Below are 24,139 nucleotides of genomic sequence, written 5' to 3' on the forward strand. Positions count from 1 at the left end.
CTCCTTTAATCCCCCTTGAATATTTTTATACACCTTTAATATGAAGAAATCCTTTTCAAGACCCTTATTTTGACATATTACTTATTCATATCTATCAAATACTATACAATATTTCCCTTTTTTTTACCATAACAAGATAAAAAGTTCTAATTTTCCAATATATATGTATTTTTAATTTATTTTAAATTTTTAGTAAATTAATTTTTTTATATTTTTTATTATCAATTGTTTTGTAATTTATTGCTCTTACCTCAGTAATTCCAAGCGATTACGTAAAAAAACTCTTCCTTTTCGAAATTTTTTCTAGGAAGAGTTTCATTAATTTTTTTATATTTTTTCTTATAAAAAATTTATAAATAAAATTTTATTTTTTAGTCAATCATTTTAGCTAAATCTTTCGCAAAATAAGTAATTATGATTGTAGCTCCAGCTCTCTTTATAGACATTACAGCTTCGTAAATAGCAGCTTCACTTAGTAATCCCTTCTTAACTGCTTCTTTTAGCATAGAATATTCTCCACTTACATTATAAGCAGCTATTGGTAGATCATAATTATCCTTAAATCTTCTTATTATATCTAAATAAGAAAGCGCTGGTTTTACCATTATTATGTCTGCACCTTCTTCTATGTCTAGGTCCGCTTCTATCATAGCTTCATTAGAGTTTGCTGGATCCATTTGATATGTTTTTCTGTCACCGAATGCTGGTGCTGAATTTGCAGCATCTCTAAATGGTCCATAAAATGCTGATGCGTATTTTGCACTATAAGCCATTATAGCTACAGTTTCAAATCCATTTTCATCTAATGCATTTCTAAGTGCACCTATTCTTCCATCCATCATATCAGAAGGAGCTACCATATCTGCACCTGCTTTAGCATAGCTTACTGCTATTTTTGATAAATATTCTAATGTCTTGTCGTTATCAACATATCCGTCCTCTGTAAGTATTCCACAGTGTCCGTGGCTTGTGTATTCGCACATGCATACATCACAGATTACATCCATTTCTGGTGCGATTTCTTTTATTTTTCTTATACCTTGTTGTACAGCACCATTATCATTAAATGCTTCACTACCACAACAATCTTTTTTGCTGTCATCAGGAACACCGAATAACAATACATGTTCTATTCCTAGTTCAACTAATTCTTTAATTTCATCTTCTAGTTTATCAACAGAAAAATGGTAAACACCCTCCATAGAAGGAATCTCTCTCTTTATATTTTCGCCATCTACTATAAATAGAGGATAAATTAAATCTTCTTTTTGTAATTTTGTTTCTCTTACTAAATTTCTTATAGCTTTTGTAGCTCTAAGTCTTCTTGGTCTTCTAATCATTTTATCTCACTCCCATTAAATTATTTACTTCTATTAAATTAATATACTAATTACACATAGCTTCTATCATACTTTCAATGGATGCCTTTTCTGATTCCTTATATACTTCTAAACCATTATCTAATATAGTTTTTGTAGTTATCTTTCCTATAGATATTATTTTTGTATTAGATAATTTGGGTTTATTGTCTTCTCCTATTAAATTTATAAAGTTTTTCACAGTTGATGAACTAGCAAATGTTATATAATCTAAGTTTCCCTCTTCTAAAGCTTTTATAGCTTCATCTTTTTTACTGTCGTCCATCACACTTTCATATGTTATTACTTCTGTTACATTAGATATTTCGTTTAATTTATTCACTAAGAAATCTCTAGCATTTTTAGCTCTAGGTATTAAAATCTTGTCTTCTTTAGTTACGATATCTTTTAATTCATCGTATAGAGATTCTCCTACAGCCTTTGATGGCACGATATCTGCCTTGATACCTCTTTTAGCTATGGCTTTAGATGTTGCTGAACCTATTGAACATACCTTTATATTTGCAAGTGCTCTGCAATCTAATCCCATTTCATATAGTTTATCAAAGAATATATCAACTCCATTTTTACTAGTCAAAACTAAGTATGTATAGTCTTTAAGGTTTTTGATTTGATTTTCTAACTCAGTATTATTTTCAACCTTTTCGATTTTTATTGTAGGTATTTCTATAGGATTTCCACCTAAATCCATTATTCTCTCTACTAATTTACTATTTTGACTTCTCGATCTAGTCACCATTATATTTTTACCAAATAGAGGTTTCTTTTCAAAGAAGTTTAATTTTTCTCTAAGATTTACAACTGTTCCAACTACTATTAGTGTTGGTGGTTTGACTTGTTCTTTAGTAGCTACTTCATAAGCATCTTCAAGAGTTGCAGTAACTACTCTTTGATTGTAACGAGTCGCCCAACTTATAAAAGCAACTGGAGTATCTTTATCCATTCCTTCTCTTATTAGATTTTCGCTTATATTTTTTAGGTTTGATACTCCCATTAAAAATACAAGCGTGCCCTTCATATTTGCAAGTGCATTCCAGTTTATTTCAGGGTTTTCTTTGCCATCTTTTCTTAGATGTCCTGTTATAACATGAAATGATGATGCATGATCTCTATGAGTTATTGGAATGCCTGCATAGCAAAGACCACCTATTGCAGAAGTTACACCTGGTACTACTTCAAAATCTATACCTTCTGCTTGAAGAAGTTCTCCTTCTTCTCCACCTCTACCAAAAACATAAGGGTCCCCACCTTTAAGTCTTGTTACTATTTTTCCTTCTAAAGCCTTGTCTGCTATTAATCTATTTATTTGATCCTGTGGCAATAAATGATGGCTTGATGCTTTTCCAACATTTATAAACTCACATCCTTTTTTAGCTTCTTTTAAATAATTTATATTGGCAAGTCTGTCGTAAACTATAACATCTGATTTTCTTATACATTCTAATCCCTTTAATGTTATTAATTTATAATCTCCAGGTCCTGCTCCCACTAAGTAAACTTTCCCCTTCATTATTTTCTAAACTCCTTTAATACACTTTTCGCTAATTCGTATCCTATTTTTGGTGCATCCTCTATAGTTCCTTCTTGAGATTGAATTATGATTTTCTTGCCATCTCCATCTCCGTAAAGACCAGTCAATTTAATCTTATCTCCATCTATATCACAGTAAGCACCCATAGGTATATGACAACTCCCATCTACACCTATTAAGAAACCTCTCTCTGCATCTATTTGAACCTTTGTAATATCGTCCTTTATAGAATTTATTATGCTTTCAGTTTCTTCGTCATTTTCTCTAATTTCAAGAGCTAATATTCCTTGTGCAGGAGCAGGTAGCATAATGTGAGTTGGTATATAATAATCTATTTTTTCTTCTAAGCCAGCTCTCTTTAATCCTGATGCTGCTAGTACTACACCGTCAAGATTTTCTGTTTCGATTTTCTTTATTCTTGTTTCGATGTTTCCTCTTATAGGTACGATTTCTAGGTCAGGTCTATGTTTTAGTAATTGGTATTTTCTTCTTTTACTTCCTGTACCTATTCTTGCACCCTTAGGTAAATCTTCTATGCTTTTATATCCTTCCTTGAATATAAGGACATCTCTTGGGTCCTCTCTCTTTGGAGAGCTCGCAAATTTAAGCCCCTCTGGAAGGTATGATGGCATGTCCTTCATACTGTGAACTGCCATATCTATTTCTTTATTTAAAAGGCTTTTTTCGATTTCTTTTACGAATAAGCCCTTATCTCCTATTTTATCTAGTGGTAGATCCTTTATTAAATCGCCTTTAGTTTTTATGATTTTTACCTCAAATTCAACATCTGGGTTTGCCTTTTTTAGTTCATCTACAACCCAATTAGTTTGAATGAGAGCTAAATTACTACCTCTAGTTCCTACTACTATTTTCATCAATATATCTCCTTAAATCTTTTCTAAGATTATTATTTTATTTTGTTGTTTTTATTTACTAATATTGTAGAAAAATATGATATTTTTTCTTGTAGATGAACATCTCTTAAGTCTTTGTAAACTACTTCTCTATCTTGAGATGAATTACTTACTAAAATAGCATTATCTATTAAATTGTATTTTTCTAGCTTTTCTATTATTTGTTTGAAGTTCTTATACACCTTCATAAGAACCATACAGTCATATTTTTGTAATGCTTCATCTATTTTTTCTTCTTCCATAGTGCATGGTATTACTATAAGTGGATCTGTATCCATAACTAGTGGGAAGTTTTGATTTGATGCTATATTTGAAAATGAAGATATTCCAGGAATAGTTTCAACCTCTATTTCATCTATTAATCTCTCCATTACATATACGTATGTGCTGTATATCATAGGATCTCCTAAAGTTATAAATCCTACATTTTTCCCGCCTTTTACATCTGTTACAATTTCCTCAGCTACTTGATCCCATGCAGCCATTTTTTCAACACTGTCTGAATTCATTGGAAAGTGTCTTTGTTTTATTTCAACGGTATCAGGTATATATTCTTTTACTATTGATAGTGCTAAGCTATCTGTTCCTTTTTTTGGTTCTGGTGTATATAATATATCTAATATTTTAAATGTATTTACTGCTTTAACTGTTACAAGAGAGCTATCTCCTGGTCCAGTCCCTATTCCATAAAATTTTGCCATTATATTTCCTCCAATAGTATGTTTTTTATTATGTTAATTAGTCTTCTAATTCCTTTGCACAATCTAATGCATGACTCACAAATTTATCTTGTATAGCTGGATATTCACCTAAGCCTTGTAGGTGTATATTTACTTTAAAGCCTTCCTTTTCTAATATAGTCTTCCATGAATCTTCTTCATCACTCGCCATATCATTAGTCGCATGGTCTCCTGCAACTAACATAAAAGGCATTACATCTACAGTTTTTATGTTGTCAGCTTTTAGTTTTTTGATTACTTGTTCTAATTCAGGATATCCTTCAACTGTACCTATATATACATTCATGTCGTTATCTCTAAACATGTATTCTAAAGCTGGATAAGCTGAATGGCTTTCATGTGTAGTTCCATGACCCATAAATACTACTGCTTCGTCTGGTTGGATTATATCTAATTGTTTTTTTACAGCGTCAACAGTTTCTCTATAATCGTCTATTGTAGTTAGAAGCGGTCTTCCTAAAGCTATTTTTTTGAATTTAGGCTTAAAGCTTTCAACTTGTTCCTTTAATTTGTTGTATTCTTCACCACAGATTATATGTAGAGTTTGAACTACAACCTCTTCATATCCTGCATCAGCTAATTTTTGTAGAGCTTCAACTGGATTATCTATGAACATATTATCTCTTTTCTTTAATTTATTTATTATCATATTAGAAGTAAATGCTCTATAAAAATCGTATTCTTCTAATTTTTCGCTTATTTTTCTCTCACAAACCTCTATTGTTTTTTTTCTAGTTTCATGGTAGCTTGTACCAAAACTTACTACTAATACTGCTTTTTTCATTTTTAATTTCTCCTTAATACTAATTTCTCCTCGAATTTGAAAATTAAATATCGCCATAAAACTATATTACTTTTTCTATATCTTCTATTTTATTTATAACCCTTGGATAATCTATTTGCTTTCTAGATATTATTACAACTGGTATATTTAAGGCTTTACATGCGTTTACCTTTTCTAAAAACCCTCCTGCTACTCCACTTTCCTTTGTAATCAATAAATCTATATTGTACTGTTTATAAGTAGCAATATTCATCTCTTCAGAAAAAGGTCCCTTCATAGCGATGATATTATCGGCATTAAGCCCTAGTTCTTCACAGCTTGTAAGAACTTCACTTGTTGGCAACACTCTCGCTATTAAATTTTTGCCTTTTAATAGCTCTATATATTTGTCTAAATTCTTGCTTCCTGTTCCGATAAATATGTTATTGCCTTTTTCACTTGCAATTTTGCAAGCTTCTTCTATATTTTCAACTATATATTTATTTTCGTAGTCTATTTGCTTTATAAGAGATTCTCTCTCGAATCTCACATAATCTACATTTGATATCTTAGAACATTCTATCGCATTACTAGATACAACAGTCGCATAAGGATGTGTTGCATCTATTATTTGAGTTATGTTCTTTTCTTCTATTAAAGATACCATATCTTCTATTGTAAGCTTTCCTAAAAATACATTGTCTGTAGCTTTTTTTGCAATATCTCTGCCGTACTCTGTTGTAACTGAGACTATATACTCTAAATTCATGTCGTTTAATTTATTGCAAATATTTATGCTATCAGATGTTCCACCTAATACTAAAATCATGATATGTATCCCCTCTATACAGTATATCCTCTAGGAGTTATCATTAAATCGTCTTTTACGTATGTAGATTTGTTTCCTATTATAACCATAGTAGTCATATCAACTCTTTCAAAATCCATTGTATCGAAAGTGCATATGAATTTTTCTTGATCTGCTCTTCCTACGTCTTTTACTATTCCTACAGGAGTTGAACCGTCTTTGAATTCTCCCATTATTTTAAATGCTTTTGCTAGATGTTCGCTTCTACCTTTACTTCTTGGGTTGTATAGACAGATTACAAAATCAGCTTCTGCAGCTAATCTAAGTCTCTTTTCTATAACTTCCCATGGTGTCATTAAATCACTTAGACTTATATGACAGAAGTCGTGCATTATAGGTGCTCCTAATACAGCAGCTGCTCCTATACTAGCAGTAACCCCTGGTACCACTTTAACTGGTATATCTAAATTTTGTTTAGTTATTAATTCAAGTATAAGACCTGCCATTCCATAGATTCCAGCATCTCCACTACTTATTACAGCGACTTTTTTGCCAGTTTTAGCTATGTCGATAGCATCTTGGCATCTGTCTACTTCTTTTCTCATTCCATTTTGAACTACTTCTTTGTCTTTTATAAAATCTTCAACCAATTTTATATATGTTTTATAGCCAACTATTACTTCTGCGTCTTCCATTGCTGCTATTGCTTCCTGTGTCATTAAATCTCTACTTCCAGGTCCTATTCCTATAACGTATATCATTTGTTCACTCTCCCTGCCGAAAATGTTATTCCAGTATATTTTTGTTTTTCAATAATCATATTACCTTCACTAAGTAAATGTGCACATGGTTCTGCCACTGAGTACACACCGACGTTCTTTTTCACCCATTCTGATTTTCCGTATAAATGGTCGACTTTTGAAATTTCTTCTACAGTGAAGGTATTAAATGGTACATTTAAATATTTTGCAAGCTCGATTATTGCTTGTTCGTCTTTTTTTACATCTATGCTACCTATAGCTTTTATAGCATTTATATCTATGTTATTCGTATGTAAAAACTCTTTTAGAGAATTTCTCATATGTGTGCTGTCGATGTTTCGTTTACATCCTACACCTAGTACGATATCTTTTGGAACTAATTTTATTATGTTTTCGTTTTTGAAATTTAGATTTTCTTTATCGCTTACTACAACTATAGTTTCTATATTTTCTATTGTATCTACATCTTGGCGTTTCAAAAGTTTAAATCCTCTTGTATCGACATCGTAATCTCCATCTAGGAATAATCCCACTGGCTTGTTATTTACTATCATGGAATTTACTTTTAATACATTGTCTCTAAAGTTTTCTATATATCCATTTAGTTTTTTTGCCATCATATCTAATGAAGATTTGTTGTTTACATCTGTAGCTGTAGTTATAACTGGGTTGGCGCCGATTAAATGGCTTATGTATAAAGTCATTTCATTTGCTCCACCCATATGGCCACTTAGTAAGCTTATTACATTAGTTCCTCTCTCGTCTGTCACTATTACAGCTGGATCTTCGAATTTACTTTGTATCAAAGGAGCGATTGTTCTAACTACGATTCCTGTCGCCATAATAAATACTATATATCTGTATTTATTAAATATTGTTGGAACAAAATCTTTTAGCTTCTCATATATTCTAATTACGCCTTTACTAGACTCCTGTAACTCATCTTCGCTCTTCTTTTTAACAAAATAAATCTGACCTTCATTTAACTCTCTTTGCAATTTTAAAGCTAAATTTTTTCCATTTTGAGTTATGCAAATAATAGCAATTTTATTATTTTCTGTATTCATGTTTGAAGTCCTTGTCATATAATTTTGAATTATTATATGTAGTTCCTAGAAATTCTCCTACCATTATCAATGCTGTTTTCTTAATTCCATTTTCTTTAACTTTAACTGCTATATCTTCTAAAGTTCCTTTTACTACTTTTTCATCTGGCCAAGTAGCTTTGTATATTACTGCTATTGGAGTAGTTTTTGGATATCCACCAGCTATTAATTTTTCTACAACCTTTTCAATTTCTTGAACTGATAAGAATATTACCATTGAAGTTTGATGCTTAGCAAAAGATTCTATAGAGTCCTTTTCTGGTACTGGAGTTCTACCTTCCATTCTAGTTATAACAACACTTTGAGACACTTCTGGAACTGTGTATTCTACTCCTAGAGCTGATGATGCACCTAAGAAAGAGCTTACTCCTGGTGTGCAGTCGTAATCTATATCTAATTTTGCTAAATCTTCAACTTGTTCTCTGATTGAACCGTATATAGAGAAGTCACCTGTTTGTAATCTTACAACAGATTTTCCTGCTTTAATCCCTTTTTCCATAACATCTATTATTTCTTCTAATGTCATGTAAGCACTGTCATGTATTTCACAACCTTCTTTACAATATTCAAGAAGCTCTGGATTTACTAATGAGCCTGCATATATTACAACATCTGCATTGCTTAGTAATTTATATCCTTTTAATGTTATTAATTCTTTGTCCCCAGGGCCTGCCCCTACAAAATGTACTTTATTAACGTTAGTATTCATTGTCCTATTCTACTCCTTTTTCACATGATATTATATATATTGGATTATGAGGTTTGAAATATTCCCCTGGTCCTAATTTTTCAAGCTTTGAAACGTTTAAAACTGTTACATCTACGTTTTTAAACCCTTTTTCTCTTACTAATCTCAGCATTTCATAAAATGTATCTATTATTATAAAGTTAGCTACAAGTCTTCCTCCTGGAGCTAGTAATTCCTTAGACCAGTCGACAATTTCTTCTAGCTTCTTTCCTGTTCCTCCAAGGAAAATTGCATCTACTTGTGTATCTAAATCTAAATCCACAGGTGCATAAGCCTTTACAACCTCTACATTTGTTAGATTAAAATTTTCTATGTTTTGATTTACTAAATCAAGCGCATCGTCGTTGCGCTCAATAGCTATAACTCTTAATTTTGGATAATGGTATCCAGCTTCAATAGATATACTACCAGTCCCCGCACCTACATCTATAAAAGTCTTAGCATTTAATAAATCTAATTTATTTATAGATATAGCTCTAACTTCTTCTTTCGTTATAGGGACTTTTCCTGTTATAAAATCTCTATTCCTCATCTAATATCACCACTACATTCATATCAAATTTTTCAACTGCCAATATATCCTCTGGCTTTCCTATTGTTATTTTTTCATCCTCATAAGATAGGTTTTCGCCTACTACTATAGTCTTATTTAAATTTCTCTTTTGTATTTCTCTGCTTATCTCGTGAGGACCTATTTTGCTGTCAGTAACCATACAAACCTTCTTATGAGAAAGTATATAATCAAAGTCTGGTACTTTGCCGTGGCTACTTGTAATATATACATCGTTCATGTCGACAAATATTCTTGAAAATATATATTGAAGTGAACTTATACCAGAAACTATATTTAAGTGTTTATGTTCTATATTTTTTGAAAGATATTTTCCAATTCCATATATAGAAGGATCTCCAGATGCTATAACAGAAATATTTTTGTCTAGGTTGTTTTGTATATATTCTAGTATTTCTTTTAAATTTGTAGATAAAACTATTTTTTCTCCCTTGAAATCACTTATAGACTCAAGGTTTCTTCTTCCTCCGATTACTACATCAGATGAATAGATTAATTTTTCACCTAATTTAGTAATATAATCTGTATTTCCAGGTCCTAAACCTATGATATTAATCATTTGAATACCTCCACTATAGAATCTGCATTGTCTGATTTTCCTAGATAGGATTTGTCCATTCTAAACATATACACACCTACTTCTATATCGTCATCACCTAGATGTTGTTTTACTCTATCTCTGCATTTGTTGCATAAAATCTCGTAGACACCTGTGTATTCGCTCTTATCTATTATCTCAACTGCTCCTTCTGCTGTCACACATTCGTTTATTTGTTTTAAAAATTCAACTGGTGCTCCCATAAGTGCCAAATTAGCAATCATAATTTCATTTCTAGCATCAGCGACTTTGCTATGAGTTTGAAATATACCAGCGGCAACTTTTATAAATTTGCCGATATGCCCAGCTAAAAGTAACTTTTTATATCCTAGACGCTTTGCTTCCATAAGCATATAGCCTACAAAATTACTCATTCTGACTACATATTTAATATCTAAACCGAGCTCATTTTGGACGAATTCTTCTCCATGATTTCCTGGAACTAGTATAATTTTGTCCAAGCCCTGTTCTCTTTTCATCTCAAGCTCTAAAGATAGAGATTTTTTCCAACCTTCATCACTCATAGGTTCAACTATTCCTGAAGTCCCTAAGATAGATATTCCTCCGACTATTCCAAGTCTAGGATTGAAGGTCTTTTTAGCAATTTCAACTCCTTGTGGTGCGTATATAGTAATTTTTAGTGTTTTTGTTTTGTCTATATATGTATTTAAATCTGTCCCCAAAACCTTGTGGATTTCTGTTTTTATCATGCTCATAGGTACTGGATTGATAGCTGATTTTCCAACCTCAACCTTTAATCCCTTTTTAGTGACTGTACCTACTCCTATGCCTCCTGTAACATAAATATCTTCACCTTCATTGACTCTGTCTATCATCTCAGCCTTTGCAAAAATATCCATAGTATGAGTTGCATCGATATCGTCTCCACCGTCTTTTTTTATGGAACAAATAGCATAGTCTTTGTTTATTTCTATATTTTCAGGCTTTAGTGTCAAATAGATTCCCTTTGGTGTATCTATGTTAACTGACTCTAATTTTTTTTGAGTAACTAGCATATAAGTTGCAGCCTTTGATGCTGCAGCGGCACAAGATCCCGTTGTATATCCTCTTCTGTATTTTTTTCCGTCTATATATACATATTCTTCCATAGTACTACCTACATTGTATATAATATGGCATTAACTATTGCAGCAGCTAGGTTACTACCACCTTTTCTGCCTTCTGATACTATATAAGGTATTTCTGTTTGTTCTAGTGCATATTTTGATTCAGCAGCACCGACAAATCCAACTGGAACACCTACTACTGCATCTACACTACATCCAGCATTGAACATTTCTATAACCTTGTATAAAGCTGTTGGTGCATTTCCAAGAACGAATATTTTTCTGCCTTCATCCTTCATAGCTAATTCAACTGCTGCCATAGAACGAGTTATTCCCTTTTCTTTGGCTAGTTCTTTAGTTCTTTCATCTGCAACTAGACATTTATATTCACAGCCTAATGCATTTAATCTAGTTTTATTGATTCCACTTAAAGCCATGTTAGTATCTGTGTATATTGTGCATTTATTTTTTAATGCATCTATTATTTTATCCACAGCAGTTTCTGATATTTTTAATATGTCTAAGTATTCGAAATCTGCACTTGTGTGGATACATCTTTTGATTATTTTTTCTTCTATTTCATTTTTAAATTTGTATCCTGGTCTAATATCGTCTATTATTCCTTGAATTATTTCAAAACTTCTAGTTTCTATCATTTTTGGGTCTTTAATATATTCCATTCTACTTCCTCCCTAACTTTTCCATCAATAATATCTGATGTGTATATTTTTTTGTAGTATTTTGATATTTGAATGTCTCTCAAATATTGAATTACTCTCTTATCATCCATTTCCTTATCCATCAAAATTCCAATAACTGTACCACTATGAGCAATATTTACCCCATAACATCCAAATTTATCGGAAATTTCTATAATTTCCTTTAGAAATGGCTTTTTATGTATATTTTCATTTGCCAAACTGCTGTATGTGCAAGCTTTTCCAACTAAACTCAGATTATTTCTCGCCAAACCCTCATCTAATAGTGAAAAAGATTCTTTGATTATTTCTTTGTTTTGCATCTTATACATTCTGTAATTTGGAGTCATTCTAATCGACTTTGTATCTAAAATATCATCTGGCTCCAATATAACTACTTTAGCATTATCAATACCACCCATATATTTTTTTATATCTGCTGTAAGCGGATTAAATATGCTGTGTCTATTCAACAACAACGAATCCGTAGCTTCTATTTTTACTGCCAATTTTGAAATTTCCTCGCCAGTCAAGCTCTTACCTAACATAGATAATGTCGCTTTTATTGTAGCTCCAATATCTGCAGTGGAACTCGCCATTCCCTTTCCTACAGGTATTTGACTGTTTATATTTAGTGATATTTTTTTACTTTCCTCCACAGGTATATTGAATTTTTCAAATACAAGCTCCATAGCTCGTCTCGATTTTCTAGGTCCTGTGTGGATAACTTCCTTACCTTCTTCTAAAGTTGCCACTGAAAATAAATTAATCGCATATGATGATAAATACTCTTCATTATCTAAAACTCCCTGTACAAACTCGCCACAAGACGCTGGACATACTCCGTAAAATTTCATACGATTATCCCAGTGTTTTTCTCAATGCTTCTATTAAAATTTTATTATCCTCGTGACCTTTTATAGCCACTCTGAAGTAGCCCTTATCAAGACCAATAAAATTCGAAGCATCTCTTATAAGTATGTTGTACTTCTCAAAAAGCTCTAGCTTTAGTGAATTTGACTCACCATCTTCTAATTTTATAAGAACAAAATTTGTATCTGTATCGTAAACTTTTAATTTCGGTATGTTTCTTAACTCTTGTAACATAAATTTTCTTTCATTTACATAGTATTCCTTGCTACTAGATATATAATCCTTATCCTTGAATAAGTAATTAGATAAATTTTCTGCAAATGAGTTTATAGTCCAAGGCTCTTTATATTCATATATATTTTTTATAATTTGCGTGTTGCTAGTAACACCGTATCCTAATCTAAGACCTGGCATTCCAAAGAACTTAGTCACAGCCTTTAAAATAAATAAATTTTCTGTTTGATTTATTCTACCTATTAAACTGTATTTCTCCTCTTCCCCTACAAACTCCATAAAAGTTTCATCCACAATTAAAAGCTTATCGTTTTCGATCATCAAGTCTAATAATTCATTTAGATCCTTAACCTTCCCATTTGGATTGTTGGGATTGCAGACAAATAAACTATCAAACCTGTTCATATTATTTTGTATCTCATCTAAATCAATGCTAAAATTATTTTCTTCCTTTAAATGAAAGTCTACTACTTCTAAATTATTTAATTTAGCCCCTCTACCGTATTCAGAAAAAGTAGGATTTAAAATCGCAATTCTCTTTTTTATACTCTTCATAAGCAGATATATAATCTCTGTAGCTCCATTGCCTGGAATTATCAGCTCGCTATCTACATTTATATATTCAGAAATGTTATTTCTCAAATTAGTATAATTTATATCTGGATAACTTCTACTTTTTTCTAACCCTTCCAAAACATATTTTCCTAAATTGGAAATTATATGTGGATTTACATTTGAACTAAAATCGATTATGTCCTTTTCGTCCTTTCCAAACTGCTTAGCCATATTGTCGACATTAGCTCCATGACCTAAATCCTTCATACGAATCCTCCTCATAACAAGTAATTACATAATAATCATATATATTAATATGTAAAATAATGTAAATACTAACATAGATGTCAAAGATGTAGCATATAGAATTTTATTTGTTCTAGCTATATCTTCTACTTCTATTTCTCTAGTTTTATCTCCAATAGTTGGCTTATAAACTACCTCTCCAAAATAAACATTTGTACCACCTAATTGGATTCCAAGCGCTCCTGCTACTGCACCTTCTGAAAAAGCACAGTTAGGACTTTTGTGATTTTTTCTATCTCTGATAGCTATCTTGAAACAATTTTTATAATCATTTCTTAAGAAGAAATTTCCTATAGTAAATAAAATAACCGCTATTCTAGAAGGAATATAATTTGCTATATCGTCAATTTTTGCTGAAGCAAAGCCTATATGAAGATATTTTTCATTTTTATATCCTACACTTGAATCCAATGTATTAATCGCTTTGTATGCCATAGCAAGTGGTGCTCCACCTATGAAGGCATAAAATAATGGTGCAATTAATCCATCTACAGTATTTTCTGCAACTGTTTCTACTGTTGCCCTTATTATTTCTTTTTCGTCTAAATTAGCTGTATCTCTACCTACTATGTAAGATAATTGAGTTCTAGATTTTTGAAGATCACCTGTTTTTAGAACCTCGTAAATCTTTTTAGCTTCATCCTTTAAGCATTTAGTAGCCAAAGTCGTATAAATCACAATCGAATTTATTATAACATAAACTACTGTATTAAATCTTGCCAACCTCATAACTAAATAGGTTACTGCAAAAGTTGTTCCAACAGTTACGAACCACAAGAAAAACCCGCCTATCTTTAAACCTTTATCTGTCTTTGCTGTTTTTCTTACGAAATTTTCTACAACCTTTATTAATTTTCCTATGTATTTAACTGGATGAGGAAATGAATAAGGGTCTCCTATAATTAAATCTATAATGTATCCTATATATAATGATAAAAGTCTCATTTTATTTATTTCCCTTTTCTAAAAAGTTTGCTATACAATCTAAATTATTGTAAAAATGTGTATGTAAATAAGTCGCTAGAGTATTTCCTATACTATACCCACCATCCCATGTATCAGTGACTATTCCGTTTTTTTCCTTTGTCATTTCATAGGCACAAGGCTCTTCGCTTTCAAATATTGAATGGTGAAACTCATGACCTTTTATAACTTGACCTTTTTTAGCTAGAACTGTATCTACCTTTGCCTTTCCATTGCAATATCCAAATCTCTTAAGTGATGATGTCATCTTGCTTGTTCCTTTAAATATTCCTACCATATCAAATAATTCTTTGTTTTGATCCTCTAACTTTTCACCTAGATACATCAATCCTCCACATTCTGCATATATTGGAATATTATTTTTGTGAGCTTCTAATATAGACTCTTTCATAGATTTGTTGTCGTGAAGTTCCTTTGCAAATATTTCTGGGAAGCCTCCACCTATGTAAATATAATCTGCATTAGGTACTTTTTTGTCCTCCATTGGACTAAAGTATTTAATTTCTAATCCTAGTTTTTCTAATAGCTCTATGTTTTCTCTATAGTAGAAATTAAATGCTTTATCAAAGGCAATTGCTATAGATTTATTTTCTACTTTATGCTCATCTACAAATTTATCTAAGTTAAAATTGCTTTCTATTTCTTCTGTTTCTGATAATTCTATTATTCTATCTACATCTATATACTTTTCTATTTCATCCGCTAGATTATCAAATTTTTGCTTTAAAGAATCCATCTCTACACTTGGGATTAGTCCTAAATGTCTAGATTCTAGTGAGAAGCTTTTGTTCGGTGGGAAATATCCTAAAACTTCTATTCCTGTATATTTTTCAATGGCGCTTTTTAAAGTTTTGTAGTGACTTTCACTTTTTACATTATTTGTTATAACACCTTTTATATTTACATTTTCATCTAGCATCTTATATCCCAACACCATAGCTGCTGCAGAAGCTGCCATTGCTTTTGCATTTATAACTAATATAACCGGCTCCTTTAATATTTTTGATGTATAAGAGCTTGTACAATCGTCTAAATCTATTCCGTATCCATCGTATAATCCCATTACTCCTTCTACAACAGATATATCAGCATCCTTAGAAGCCTCCTTTACTATATACTTGATTTTTTCGTCCTCAAGCATATATGAATCTAAGTTTCTAGAATATCTTCCTGTTATAAAAGTATGATAAGAAGGATCTATATAGTCAGGACCTACCTTAAAAGGCTGCACCTTTAAATTTCTCTTTGTAAGTGCCTGCATTATCCCCAATGAAATAGTAGTTTTTCCGACACCACTATTTGTTCCTGCAATTAAAATTTTTTTCATTTTTACCACCTATTATTTTTATTTACTTTCTTCGTTTTCAGACATAATTTCGTATATTTTTTCTATATCTAAATGTTCTCTTAAGAAATCTGCCAATTTATCGTATTCTTTATCTTTAAATTCTTTAAAAGATTTGACCTTACTTTCTATTCTATCTAAACCTTTCATCTCTCTTATATTATTTAAAATTGTTCTTGTAAAATCTATATCGTCAAATATTCCATGAAGATAAGTTCCAAAGACATTACATTCAGAATTCACACTTCCTTCTGTGTAATTTACTTCTTCTCCTAATTTTTCAACTATTGTACATAGATTTTTAATGCCGTCGCCTCTATCGGTAATTCCCATATGTATCTCATAACCTTTAACTCTCTTGCCTTCTAAGTTAGCAAAATATCCTGTAAGATTTTTATCTATAATAGCATCTACTTGAGTTGTAGTCTTTTCAAGCTCAAAAGTAGTTTCTGTATCTATAAGTCCTATTCCATCTACCTCTTCTAAATCACTTTCTACATGATATGGATCTTTTAGCTTCTTACCTAGCATTTGATATCCGCCACAAATACCTACAACTAATTTTCCTCTTCTATGCAGCTCTTTTATTTGTTCTTCAAGTCCATTTCTTCTTAAGAACATCAAATCGTCTACTGTACTCTTAGTCCCTGGAATAATAACTATATCTGGATTGCCTAGAGATTCGCCATAGTCAACATATCTAATGCTTACATCCTCTTGTGTTTCAAATATATTGAAATCAGTAAAATTAGACATATGTGGAGTTCTAACTATTTCTATATGTATGTCGTTTACGCCCATTTGCTTCTTAAATCTTGTAGTTACGCTGTCTTCGTCTTCAATTTTTATATCAGTATAAGGCACAACGCCTAGAACTGGAACCTTTATTATATCCTCTAGCATTTTCACACCAGAATCTAAAAGCTCTTTTCTTCCTCTAAATTTATTTATTATTACACCTTTTACTCTCTTTCTATCTTCTTCCTTAAGCAAAGCCATAGTTCCTACAATAGACGCAAATACTCCACCTCTGTCTATATCTCCAATTAAAACTACTGGAGCATTTGCTATTTGAGCCATCCCCATATTAGAAATATCTCTTTCCATTAGGTTTATTTCAGCTGCACTACCTGCACCCTCCATAACTACGACATCGTATTTATCTTCAAATTCTTTAAATATATCTCCTAATACATCCATTAGCTGTAATTTGTATTTGAAGTATTCTGGAGAATCCATATCGCCTACTACCTTACCTCTTACAATAACTTGACTTTTATTGTTTCCTGATGGTTTAAGTAGTATAGGATTCATATCTGCTATAGGCTCTAGTCCACATGCCTCTGCTTGTGATACTTGTGCCCTTCCCATTTCTAAGCCTTCCTTTGTTATAAAGGAATTAAGAGCCATATTTTGAGATTTAAAAGGAATAACATTATATCCATCTTGTTTAAGTATTCTACATAATCCAGTAACTATTATGCTTTTTCCAACGTTTGATGCTGTTCCTTGAAACATTATTTTCTTACTCATCACTTTATCCCCTTTTCTGAGTGCTATTATTTTTACTCAAATTATTATTTACTTTATTTTAATGTAAAAAATTGTAAACAAAAAATCCTAGCAAAAAGGCTAGGATTTTTCGTATTTATCAAACAAAATCTTCACCCCGAGATTTTAACTCTTATTAATCAATCTACCTAGGTATCCTGACTTGACTTCATCCTACTCCTATCCCTTCCCATTTTTTCAAACAGTGGTTTTTATAGTTTCGTCCGTTTCACAGTAGCGGGGGCTGTAAGGCTTTTACCTTTTCCCTAAAATAAATCAATCTAATATTCTATTTTAAAAAACTCGTATCGTTCAACTTATCGATCACTGCAAATCCATTATCTACTTCTACAATACTCACAGAAGCATTATCGATTTTAAAATTCCAGTGATATTCAAATGTATCTGAAATTAGACAAGTTAAAATATTTCTTATAGTTCCTGCATGGGAACATACTAATATTGTACTATTATTTTGAGCATCTTCCAATATTAATTTTATCTCCTTAGATACTCTATCATAACATTCAATTAAACTTTCGCCGTTTGGATATTTATATTCATATCCTTCATCTATCATTTTATTAAATTCATCAGGGTAATTTTTTTGTATTTCATTGAAGTCTTTTCCTTCGAAATCCCCAAAATTGATTTCTTTCAAAGCTTTACTTTCTTGTATATCTATTTTATTTCTTTCAGCTAAATACTTAACTGTCTCTTTTGTTCTACTAGATGTAGTAGTATAAATTTTGTCTATTTTTTCATTCTTTAAATAGTCGGTAATTTTGTCTATTTGTATTTTTCCTTGTTTACTGACCTTACTATCTATATGTCCAGATAATTTTGCAAGTTCATTATCATCAGTAACTACATGACGTACTAAAATTAATTTTTTCATATCGATGTCTCCCTATAATATTAAATCATTGATATTAGTAGATAAGTATATATCAAATAAAATACTTCTCCAAGCTCTATTGTACATCCTAAAATATCACCTGTTATACCGTCGATTTTTTTATATACATGATTTTTAAACAACAGTGCAAATACTATTATAAATAAAATTGAGCTCAAAGCCACCATAATTATTATATTTCGCTGTAAAAAAATTAATTTTGCAAACAATATAATTAATGCAGATGAATACGCTACAGAAGTTATAATCATATTCATAGTACCTTTTCCTATAAATAAATTTCCCATACCCTTTGCTCTTGGAGTTACTGTCTTGTATGTCATAATCACGGCTCCAATTCTCGCTACAACTGGCATGAATATAACTATCCATAATAAATCATTTTGTATTAAGCAATTTATAAAGCCTATTTTTAATAATATTAAAAACATTATAGCAAGAAGAGAATTTGTTCCTAATCTAGAATCCTTCATTATCTCTAAAATTCTTTCCTTGTCTCTATTGCTATATAGAGCATCAAACGTATCACCTAATCCATCTATATGAAGTCCTCCCGTAGTTAAAACTTCTATAAGTGTGATTACTATAGCACTTACAAATGGATCAAATATAGCTAATGAAAGCCAACCAAAAACATATGTTATTAAGCCTATAACAAAGCCTACTAGTGGAAAATATACTATTGATTTATGAAATTCTTCGTCAAATCCAGTTTCTATCCTTATAGGTATCCTAGTCAAAAATTGTAGTATTGAAATAAATCTATTCATATTCTTACCCCTTTATCTTTGTAGGAATTCCACAAACTGTGAAATAAACTTCATCGCTCAATTGTCCAAGCATTTGGTTTATTCTTCCTACAAAATCGCAGTAAACTCTACCTAATTTATAGCTAGGAACTACACCTAATCCGATTTCATTAGTAACCATGACAAAGTATAAATCAGTCTTTTTAACTTCTTCTATCATTTTTCTGACTTGATCCTTTATGTATTCTTCTAGCTCATTTATCTCTTGCTCTGTAGCATTATCTATGTCTATACCATCTACAAACATTAAATTGTTTACTAATAATGTTATACAATCTAGTATTACTGTACTGTGTTTTTGGCTTATTTCATCGATTATAGTATATATGTCTTTGTATATTTCATATGTTTGCCATTCTTGAGGTCTACTCTCTTGATGCTTTCTAACTCTTTCCTTCATTTCGTCGTCAAAGGCTACTGATGTTGCAATATAAGCAGTACTATTATTTCTCGCCTTGCACAAAGATTCTGCAAAACCGCTTTTTCCTGATCTAGCACCACCTGTGACTAAAATAATTTTGCTCATATTTTTCTCCTTAATTATTGCTTACATTCCCATATCAACTTCGTCAAAAGTTAGCATATTTTTATAAACAAAGTTTGAAGCTTCTATCATATTAAATGCTAAAGCAGCACCACTACCTTCACCAAGTCTCATATCCATATTTAAGAATGGATCTAATCCTAATAAATCTAAGGCTTTTTTAGCACCTGGTTCTGCTGATAAGTGAGATGCTATCATGTATTCTTTACATCTTGGATTTATATTGTAAGCTATTAAAGCGGCTGCATAAGATATATATCCATCTAAAACAACTGGTACTCTATTTGCGCTACATCCTAATATAACACCAGCCATAGCACCTATTTCAAATCCACCGACTTTTTGTAATATATCTATTCCATCAGTAGGATTTGGTTGATTTATTTCTATTGATTTTCTTATTACTTCAGCTTTATGAGCTATTAATTCTGTTTTAAGTCCAGCTCCCATACCTGTTATTTCTTCAGGATCACATCCAGCGATTACAGATATTATAGCTGTAGATGGAGTAGTATTTGCTATACCCATTTCTCCTATACCGATTACTTTATAATCATCTTGTATGTATTTTTCACAAGTTTCTATTCCTATTTCAATTGATCTTATAGCTTCTTGTCTTGTCATTGCAGGACCTTTAGCCATATTAGAAGTACTCTTTCTTATTTTGCAATCGATTACTCCTTCAATTTTTTCATCGCTGTTGATACCGACATCTATTAATTGAACATCAGCACCTACGAATTTAGAAATTGTTCCTACACCATTTATTCTTTTTGGGAAATTTTTAGATTGTAAGATTGTTATATTTTGTGGGTGAGGTGCTACACCTTCTTCGTATACCCCATGATCACAGGCAAAAGATAATATTATCTTTTTTGTAGTATCAAAATATTTACTTCCATATATACCTGCTAATTGTATACTTATATCTTCTAATTTTCCTAGACTTCCTTCTGGTTTTATTAATCTGTCTTGTCTAGCCTTTGCTTGTTCCATAAAACGAGCATCTAAAGGATATATATTTTTGCATATACTTTCAATTAAACTCATTCTTCACGTTCCTCCTAACTTTAAAAAACATCTATTATAAATTATATAAATTAATTTGCCAATTTTCTACTAATTTTGTCAGAATTTCGTAATTTATCTCATCTTATAAATTATGACTAGCTTTTAATGCTTCATAGTTGCATTTTATAGTGTATTCTATATCTTCATCTGTATGAGCATAAGATAAGAACATAGCTTCATATTGACTTGGAGCAATTAATATTCCTCTGTCTAACATTTCTTTAAAGTATAAATTGAATTTTTCTATGTCAGATTTAGATGCATCATCGAAGTTTTTAACTGGGCCTGATGTGAAGAATAAGCATACTAATGAACCTGCTCTATTTACAGTATAGTTTAATCCTAATTTTTTAAGGTTGTCTTCTATACCTTCTTGTAGCATCTTACCTTTTCTGTCTAATTCAGTATATATTTGTGGATTATCTCTCAATGTTTCTAGATTTTTCTTTCCTAAAAACATTGCAAGTGGGTTTCCTGATAATGTACCTGCTTGATATACAGGACCTACTGGAGATACGCATGACATTATTTCTTTTTTAGCTCCGTACGCACCAACTGGCATACCTGCACCTATTATCTTACCAAAGCATACCATATCTGGTTCAATTCCAAAATATCCGATAGAACTATTATAAGCTAATCTGAATCCAGTTATAACTTCATCAAATATTAAAACAGTCTTGTATTCTGTACAGATATCTCTTAAGAATTGCATAAATTCTTGAGTTCCTGGAACAACACCCATATTTCCTGATACAGTTTCTACTATTACTGCTGCTATATCGTCGCCTTGTTCTTCAAAAACTCTTTTTACATCTTCTATATCATTGTATCTGCATACTAAAGTGTTTTTTACGATATCTTGAGGTACCCCTGGGCTTGTTGGCACACCAAAAGTTATAGTTCCTGAACCTGATTGAACTAATAATCCATCAGAATGTCCATGGTAGCAACCTTCGAATTTAAGTATTTTATTTCTGTTAGTATATCCTCTAGCTACTCTTAAAGCACTCATAGTAGCTTCTGTTCCTGAGTTTACCATACGCACTTGGTCTATTGCTGGATATGCATCAACTATTATTTTCGCAACTTCTATTTCTATTTCTGTAGCAACACCATAACTTGTTCCTCTTTTTGCCATTTCTTCTAGTCCTTCTGACATAAACTCTGGACTATGTCCTAACATAAGAGGTCCCCATGAGCAGATATAATCTATATATTCATTTCCATCTACGTCTGTCAATCTATCTCCATGAGCTTTATCTGCAAATATTGGTGTTAATCCCACAGATTTAAATGCTCTAACTGGACTGTTAACCCCACCTGGAATGTATTTTTCTGCCTCTTTGAATAATTGTTCTGATTTAGTGTGTTTCATACTTTAATATCCTCCATAAATTTATATTTCAAATAAATCTTCAATAACCTTTATATATTCTTCTCTTTGACCTTTGTTTTTTACTTGTTTTAAATTCATAATAGGCTCTCTAATTACTCTTTTTAATGCAGAACCTACCATTTTATCAATGATTTTCTTTTCATGCTGATTTAAATCTATTTTTCTAAAAATATACTCCAAAGTATCGTCCTTTATTTCTTTACATTTACAGTTCAATGATTGTATTGTCGGATCCATAAAAGTTAAATCTAGCCATTCTAAAAACTCATCTATTTTTTCATCTATAATCTTTTCTGCCTTTTGAGCTAACTCATTTCTCTTTATATCGTTTTTATCTTGAATTTCTTTTAAATCATCGATATCGTATAATTCAACATAATCAAGCTCTTTTAATCTTGTGTCTACATCTCTAGGTAGCGCAATATCCATTATGTATATCTTTTTATCCAATTTAGGCATTTCATCGTATTTTATTACTAAATGTGGTGAAGATGTCGCACTAACTACTATATCTATAGATTCTTCTTCTAATATTTTATGTCTATCACTGTATTTAATCGGAATTATATTATCAAATTTACTCTCTATTTCTTTTATTTTTTCAATGTTTCTATTAGCTATGTAAATTTTATTCGTTTTTTCCTCTTCTAGATGATTTAATGTGAGTAAATTCATCTTTCCTAATCCTATGATTAAAACATTTTTTCCCTCTAAACTTCCTATTTTTTCTTTAAGTAATTTTACGCCTATATAACTAATTGAAAGAGGTTGCTGTGATATTTTTGTTATTGTTTTTATTTCTTTAGATGTAGTAACTGCATCTCTAAATAATTTGTTGAAAACTTTTTTAGTTCCACCTAGTTTCATTGAAAATTCATGAGCATCTCTTACCTGCCCAAGAATTTGATCCTCTCCTAGTACAATAGAATCTAAGCCTGCTGTAACATCAAATAAATGTTTAATTGCGTCTAAATTCGTCTTTTTAAATAAATATTTGTCTATATCTTTAACTCCAAAATATTCACTATAGAAATTTACTAATTCATCGACTTTTTCTTCTATATTTTCTGCATGTATATATATTTCACTTCTGTTACATGTAGAAAGAATAACTACTTCATTTATATCTCTATCTAGTAGTATATTTATAGCTTCAATTTTTTTAGTATCTGTAAAAGATACCGCTTCTCTAATATTTATCGGAGCCAAATTGTGATTTACCCCTACAACTCCTATATTCATATTACTCCTCCATATCTTAAGATTTCCCTACTCAACACCTTAACCTATAGCAAATTATAAATTCTTTATTACTAAAATAACATCGATACAAACATCTATATAAAAATTTCAACAATACCTCTCAAAATGATTATATCATTTTACAAGAATACTACAAATTTTTTTAGCGATTATTTTAATATAATCCTGCTGAAATAAAATATTATTGTAAATATTGAAAAAATATAAATAGAAAATAAATGTGATAAAAATAAAATTGTAAAAGAAAAGATATATGATAATTACATAAAAAAAAGATTACGTGGCTACGTCTTACTCTCCCAGGCGGTCACCCACCAAGTACCATCAGCGCTAAAGAGCTTAACTTCTGTGTTCGGAATGGGAACAGGTGTATCCTCTTTGCTATAATAACCACATAATCTTTATTGTACTAAATATATATAAATTTAATACTCTCAAAACTGAAAACATTTAATGAATGTCATTATTCATTTGGTCAAGTCCTCGATCTATTAGTATCAGTAAGCTAAATACATTACTGCACTTACACCTCTGACCTATCAACCAGGTAGTCTTCCTGGGATCTTAACCTTGCGGTGGGAAATCTTATCTTGAAGTGGGCT

24 protein-coding genes, 2 rRNA genes and 1 riboswitch are annotated in these 24,139 nt (G+C 31.1%); all 26 genes read right to left on the reverse strand.

Features of this window, described 5'->3' with window-relative positions; all coding sequences use genetic code 11:
- Positions 1–371: 371 nt before the first annotated feature.
- Complete coding sequence (gene hemB, locus MR593_RS06700; RefSeq protein WP_290691137.1) at positions 372–1,340, reverse strand: porphobilinogen synthase; 969 nt, start codon at positions 1,338–1,340, stop codon at positions 372–374.
- 46 nt (positions 1,341–1,386) lie between these two features.
- Positions 1,387–2,889: a uroporphyrinogen-III C-methyltransferase gene (cobA, locus tag MR593_RS06705; protein WP_290691140.1), complete on the reverse strand. Its 1,503-nt coding sequence runs from the start codon at positions 2,887–2,889 to the stop codon at positions 1,387–1,389.
- Entirely contained in the window at positions 2,889–3,785 is an 897-nt protein-coding gene (gene hemC / locus MR593_RS06710; RefSeq protein WP_290691143.1) for a hydroxymethylbilane synthase, read from the reverse strand. The genes cobA and hemC overlap by 1 nt, the downstream gene beginning before the upstream one ends.
- Positions 3,786–3,817: 32 nt before the next feature.
- On the reverse strand, positions 3,818–4,525 hold the full coding sequence (locus tag MR593_RS06715) for a cobalt-factor II C(20)-methyltransferase (RefSeq protein ID WP_290691145.1): 708 nt from the start codon (positions 4,523–4,525) through the stop codon (positions 3,818–3,820).
- 37 nt (positions 4,526–4,562) lie between these two features.
- Positions 4,563–5,348 carry a sirohydrochlorin cobaltochelatase gene (locus MR593_RS06720; protein WP_290691147.1) on the reverse strand — a complete coding sequence of 262 codons (786 nt, stop codon included), beginning with the start codon at positions 5,346–5,348 and terminating at the stop codon, positions 4,563–4,565.
- A gap of 61 nt (positions 5,349–5,409) precedes the next feature.
- On the reverse strand, positions 5,410–6,156 hold the full coding sequence (gene cobK / locus MR593_RS06725) for a precorrin-6A reductase (RefSeq protein ID WP_290691148.1): 747 nt from the start codon (positions 6,154–6,156) through the stop codon (positions 5,410–5,412).
- A gap of 14 nt (positions 6,157–6,170) precedes the next feature.
- Positions 6,171–6,896 carry a precorrin-3B C(17)-methyltransferase gene (gene cobJ, locus MR593_RS06730; RefSeq protein WP_290691149.1) on the reverse strand — a complete coding sequence of 242 codons (726 nt, stop codon included), beginning with the start codon at positions 6,894–6,896 and terminating at the stop codon, positions 6,171–6,173.
- Complete coding sequence (gene cbiG / locus MR593_RS06735) at positions 6,893–7,963, reverse strand: cobalt-precorrin 5A hydrolase (RefSeq protein ID WP_290691152.1); 1,071 nt, start codon at positions 7,961–7,963, stop codon at positions 6,893–6,895. Before cbiG ends, cobJ begins: the two co-directional genes overlap by 4 nt.
- The gene (locus MR593_RS06740; RefSeq protein WP_290691155.1) at positions 7,947–8,711 is read right to left on the reverse strand and encodes a cobalt-precorrin-4 methyltransferase; all 765 of its coding nucleotides are present in this window, start codon (positions 8,709–8,711) and stop codon (positions 7,947–7,949) included. The genes cbiG and MR593_RS06740 overlap by 17 nt, the downstream gene beginning before the upstream one ends.
- 4 nt (positions 8,712–8,715) lie before the next feature.
- Positions 8,716–9,282 (reverse strand): decarboxylating cobalt-precorrin-6B (C(15))-methyltransferase, encoded by a 567-nt coding sequence (locus MR593_RS06745; RefSeq protein WP_290691158.1) that lies wholly within the window; start codon positions 9,280–9,282, stop codon positions 8,716–8,718.
- Complete coding sequence (locus tag MR593_RS06750) at positions 9,272–9,880, reverse strand: cobalt-precorrin-7 (C(5))-methyltransferase (RefSeq protein ID WP_290691161.1); 609 nt, start codon at positions 9,878–9,880, stop codon at positions 9,272–9,274. Before MR593_RS06750 ends, MR593_RS06745 begins: the two co-directional genes overlap by 11 nt.
- Positions 9,877–11,028 (reverse strand): cobalt-precorrin-5B (C(1))-methyltransferase CbiD, encoded by a 1,152-nt coding sequence (gene cbiD / locus MR593_RS06755; protein ID WP_290691163.1) that lies wholly within the window; start codon positions 11,026–11,028, stop codon positions 9,877–9,879. The genes MR593_RS06750 and cbiD overlap by 4 nt, the downstream gene beginning before the upstream one ends.
- A gap of 8 nt (positions 11,029–11,036) precedes the next feature.
- Complete coding sequence (locus MR593_RS06760; protein ID WP_290691166.1) at positions 11,037–11,666, reverse strand: cobalt-precorrin-8 methylmutase; 630 nt, start codon at positions 11,664–11,666, stop codon at positions 11,037–11,039.
- Positions 11,639–12,541, reverse strand: coding sequence for a GHMP family kinase ATP-binding protein (locus tag MR593_RS06765; protein WP_290691169.1), 903 nt, complete (start codon positions 12,539–12,541; stop codon positions 11,639–11,641). The genes MR593_RS06760 and MR593_RS06765 overlap by 28 nt, the downstream gene beginning before the upstream one ends.
- A gap of 4 nt (positions 12,542–12,545) precedes the next feature.
- On the reverse strand, positions 12,546–13,613 hold the full coding sequence (locus tag MR593_RS06770) for a pyridoxal phosphate-dependent aminotransferase (protein WP_290691172.1): 1,068 nt from the start codon (positions 13,611–13,613) through the stop codon (positions 12,546–12,548).
- Positions 13,614–13,637: 24 nt separating this feature from the next.
- Positions 13,638–14,597 (reverse strand): adenosylcobinamide-phosphate synthase CbiB, encoded by a 960-nt coding sequence (gene cbiB, locus MR593_RS06775; protein WP_290691173.1) that lies wholly within the window; start codon positions 14,595–14,597, stop codon positions 13,638–13,640.
- Position 14,598: 1 nt separating this feature from the next.
- Entirely contained in the window at positions 14,599–15,963 is a 1,365-nt protein-coding gene (locus tag MR593_RS06780) for a cobyrinate a,c-diamide synthase (RefSeq protein ID WP_290691174.1), read from the reverse strand.
- 18 nt (positions 15,964–15,981) lie between these two features.
- Complete coding sequence (locus MR593_RS06785) at positions 15,982–17,514, reverse strand: cobyric acid synthase (protein ID WP_290691177.1); 1,533 nt, start codon at positions 17,512–17,514, stop codon at positions 15,982–15,984.
- Between the two features lie 149 nt (positions 17,515–17,663).
- A riboswitch (cobalamin riboswitch) is annotated at positions 17,664–17,822 on the reverse strand.
- Positions 17,822–18,430 carry a histidine phosphatase family protein gene (locus tag MR593_RS06790; RefSeq protein ID WP_290691180.1) on the reverse strand — a complete coding sequence of 203 codons (609 nt, stop codon included), beginning with the start codon at positions 18,428–18,430 and terminating at the stop codon, positions 17,822–17,824. It overlaps the preceding riboswitch by 1 nt.
- Before the next feature lie 20 nt (positions 18,431–18,450).
- Positions 18,451–19,221 (reverse strand): adenosylcobinamide-GDP ribazoletransferase, encoded by a 771-nt coding sequence (gene cobS, locus MR593_RS06795; protein ID WP_290691183.1) that lies wholly within the window; start codon positions 19,219–19,221, stop codon positions 18,451–18,453.
- Positions 19,222–19,225: 4 nt separating this feature from the next.
- Positions 19,226–19,786, reverse strand: coding sequence for a bifunctional adenosylcobinamide kinase/adenosylcobinamide-phosphate guanylyltransferase (gene cobU, locus MR593_RS06800; protein ID WP_290691185.1), 561 nt, complete (start codon positions 19,784–19,786; stop codon positions 19,226–19,228).
- Between the two features lie 21 nt (positions 19,787–19,807).
- Positions 19,808–20,854, reverse strand: a complete 1,047-nt coding sequence (gene cobT / locus MR593_RS06805) for a nicotinate-nucleotide--dimethylbenzimidazole phosphoribosyltransferase (RefSeq protein ID WP_290691187.1) — start codon at positions 20,852–20,854, stop codon at positions 19,808–19,810.
- A gap of 103 nt (positions 20,855–20,957) precedes the next feature.
- Entirely contained in the window at positions 20,958–22,253 is a 1,296-nt protein-coding gene (hemL, locus tag MR593_RS06810; protein ID WP_290691189.1) for a glutamate-1-semialdehyde 2,1-aminomutase, read from the reverse strand.
- 21 nt (positions 22,254–22,274) lie between these two features.
- On the reverse strand, positions 22,275–23,516 hold the full coding sequence (hemA, locus tag MR593_RS06815; RefSeq protein ID WP_290691192.1) for a glutamyl-tRNA reductase: 1,242 nt from the start codon (positions 23,514–23,516) through the stop codon (positions 22,275–22,277).
- A 299-nt stretch (positions 23,517–23,815) separates the two neighbouring features.
- A 5S ribosomal RNA gene (gene rrf / locus MR593_RS06820) occupies positions 23,816–23,932 on the reverse strand.
- 76 nt (positions 23,933–24,008) lie between these two features.
- Positions 24,009–24,139, reverse strand: a 23S ribosomal RNA gene (locus tag MR593_RS06825); the annotation flags it as partial.

Source organism: Intestinibacter sp. (assembly GCF_022780145.1).
GTDB lineage: Bacteria > Bacillota > Clostridia > Peptostreptococcales > Peptostreptococcaceae > Intestinibacter.

What these genes read in the sequence shown, in the direction of transcription:
- cobT (WP_290691187.1), bottom strand. Translation starts at nt 20,854, where the DNA reads ATGAGTTTAATTGAAAGTATATGCAAAAATATATATCCTTTAGATGCT.
- hemC (WP_290691143.1), bottom strand. Translation starts at nt 3,785, where the DNA reads ATGAAAATAGTAGTAGGAACTAGAGGTAGTAATTTAGCTCTCATTCAA.
- MR593_RS06790 (WP_290691180.1), bottom strand. Translation starts at nt 18,430, where the DNA reads ATGAAAAAATTAATTTTAGTACGTCATGTAGTTACTGATGATAATGAA.
- MR593_RS06720 (WP_290691147.1), bottom strand. Translation starts at nt 5,348, where the DNA reads ATGAAAAAAGCAGTATTAGTAGTAAGTTTTGGTACAAGCTACCATGAA.
- hemB (WP_290691137.1), bottom strand. Translation starts at nt 1,340, where the DNA reads ATGATTAGAAGACCAAGAAGACTTAGAGCTACAAAAGCTATAAGAAAT.
- MR593_RS06770 (WP_290691172.1), bottom strand. Translation starts at nt 13,613, where the DNA reads ATGAAGGATTTAGGTCATGGAGCTAATGTCGACAATATGGCTAAGCAG.
- cobK (WP_290691148.1), bottom strand. Translation starts at nt 6,156, where the DNA reads ATGATTTTAGTATTAGGTGGAACATCTGATAGCATAAATATTTGCAAT.
- cbiD (WP_290691163.1), bottom strand. Translation starts at nt 11,028, where the DNA reads ATGGAAGAATATGTATATATAGACGGAAAAAAATACAGAAGAGGATAT.
- MR593_RS06740 (WP_290691155.1), bottom strand. Translation starts at nt 8,711, where the DNA reads ATGAATACTAACGTTAATAAAGTACATTTTGTAGGGGCAGGCCCTGGG.
- cobS (WP_290691183.1), bottom strand. Translation starts at nt 19,221, where the DNA reads ATGAATAGATTTATTTCAATACTACAATTTTTGACTAGGATACCTATA.
- hemL (WP_290691189.1), bottom strand. Translation starts at nt 22,253, where the DNA reads ATGAAACACACTAAATCAGAACAATTATTCAAAGAGGCAGAAAAATAC.
- MR593_RS06765 (WP_290691169.1), bottom strand. Translation starts at nt 12,541, where the DNA reads ATGAAATTTTACGGAGTATGTCCAGCGTCTTGTGGCGAGTTTGTACAG.
- cobA (WP_290691140.1), bottom strand. Translation starts at nt 2,889, where the DNA reads ATGAAGGGGAAAGTTTACTTAGTGGGAGCAGGACCTGGAGATTATAAA.
- cbiB (WP_290691173.1), bottom strand. Translation starts at nt 14,597, where the DNA reads ATGAGACTTTTATCATTATATATAGGATACATTATAGATTTAATTATA.
- MR593_RS06780 (WP_290691174.1), bottom strand. Translation starts at nt 15,963, where the DNA reads ATGAAAAAAATTTTAATTGCAGGAACAAATAGTGGTGTCGGAAAAACT.
- cbiG (WP_290691152.1), bottom strand. Translation starts at nt 7,963, where the DNA reads ATGAATACAGAAAATAATAAAATTGCTATTATTTGCATAACTCAAAAT.
- MR593_RS06715 (WP_290691145.1), bottom strand. Translation starts at nt 4,525, where the DNA reads ATGGCAAAATTTTATGGAATAGGGACTGGACCAGGAGATAGCTCTCTT.
- MR593_RS06750 (WP_290691161.1), bottom strand. Translation starts at nt 9,880, where the DNA reads ATGATTAATATCATAGGTTTAGGACCTGGAAATACAGATTATATTACT.
- MR593_RS06785 (WP_290691177.1), bottom strand. Translation starts at nt 17,514, where the DNA reads ATGAGTAAGAAAATAATGTTTCAAGGAACAGCATCAAACGTTGGAAAA.
- hemA (WP_290691192.1), bottom strand. Translation starts at nt 23,516, where the DNA reads ATGAATATAGGAGTTGTAGGGGTAAATCACAATTTGGCTCCGATAAAT.
- cobJ (WP_290691149.1), bottom strand. Translation starts at nt 6,896, where the DNA reads ATGATATACGTTATAGGAATAGGACCTGGAAGTAGAGATTTAATGACA.
- cobU (WP_290691185.1), bottom strand. Translation starts at nt 19,786, where the DNA reads ATGAGCAAAATTATTTTAGTCACAGGTGGTGCTAGATCAGGAAAAAGC.
- MR593_RS06745 (WP_290691158.1), bottom strand. Translation starts at nt 9,282, where the DNA reads ATGAGGAATAGAGATTTTATAACAGGAAAAGTCCCTATAACGAAAGAA.
- MR593_RS06760 (WP_290691166.1), bottom strand. Translation starts at nt 11,666, where the DNA reads ATGGAATATATTAAAGACCCAAAAATGATAGAAACTAGAAGTTTTGAA.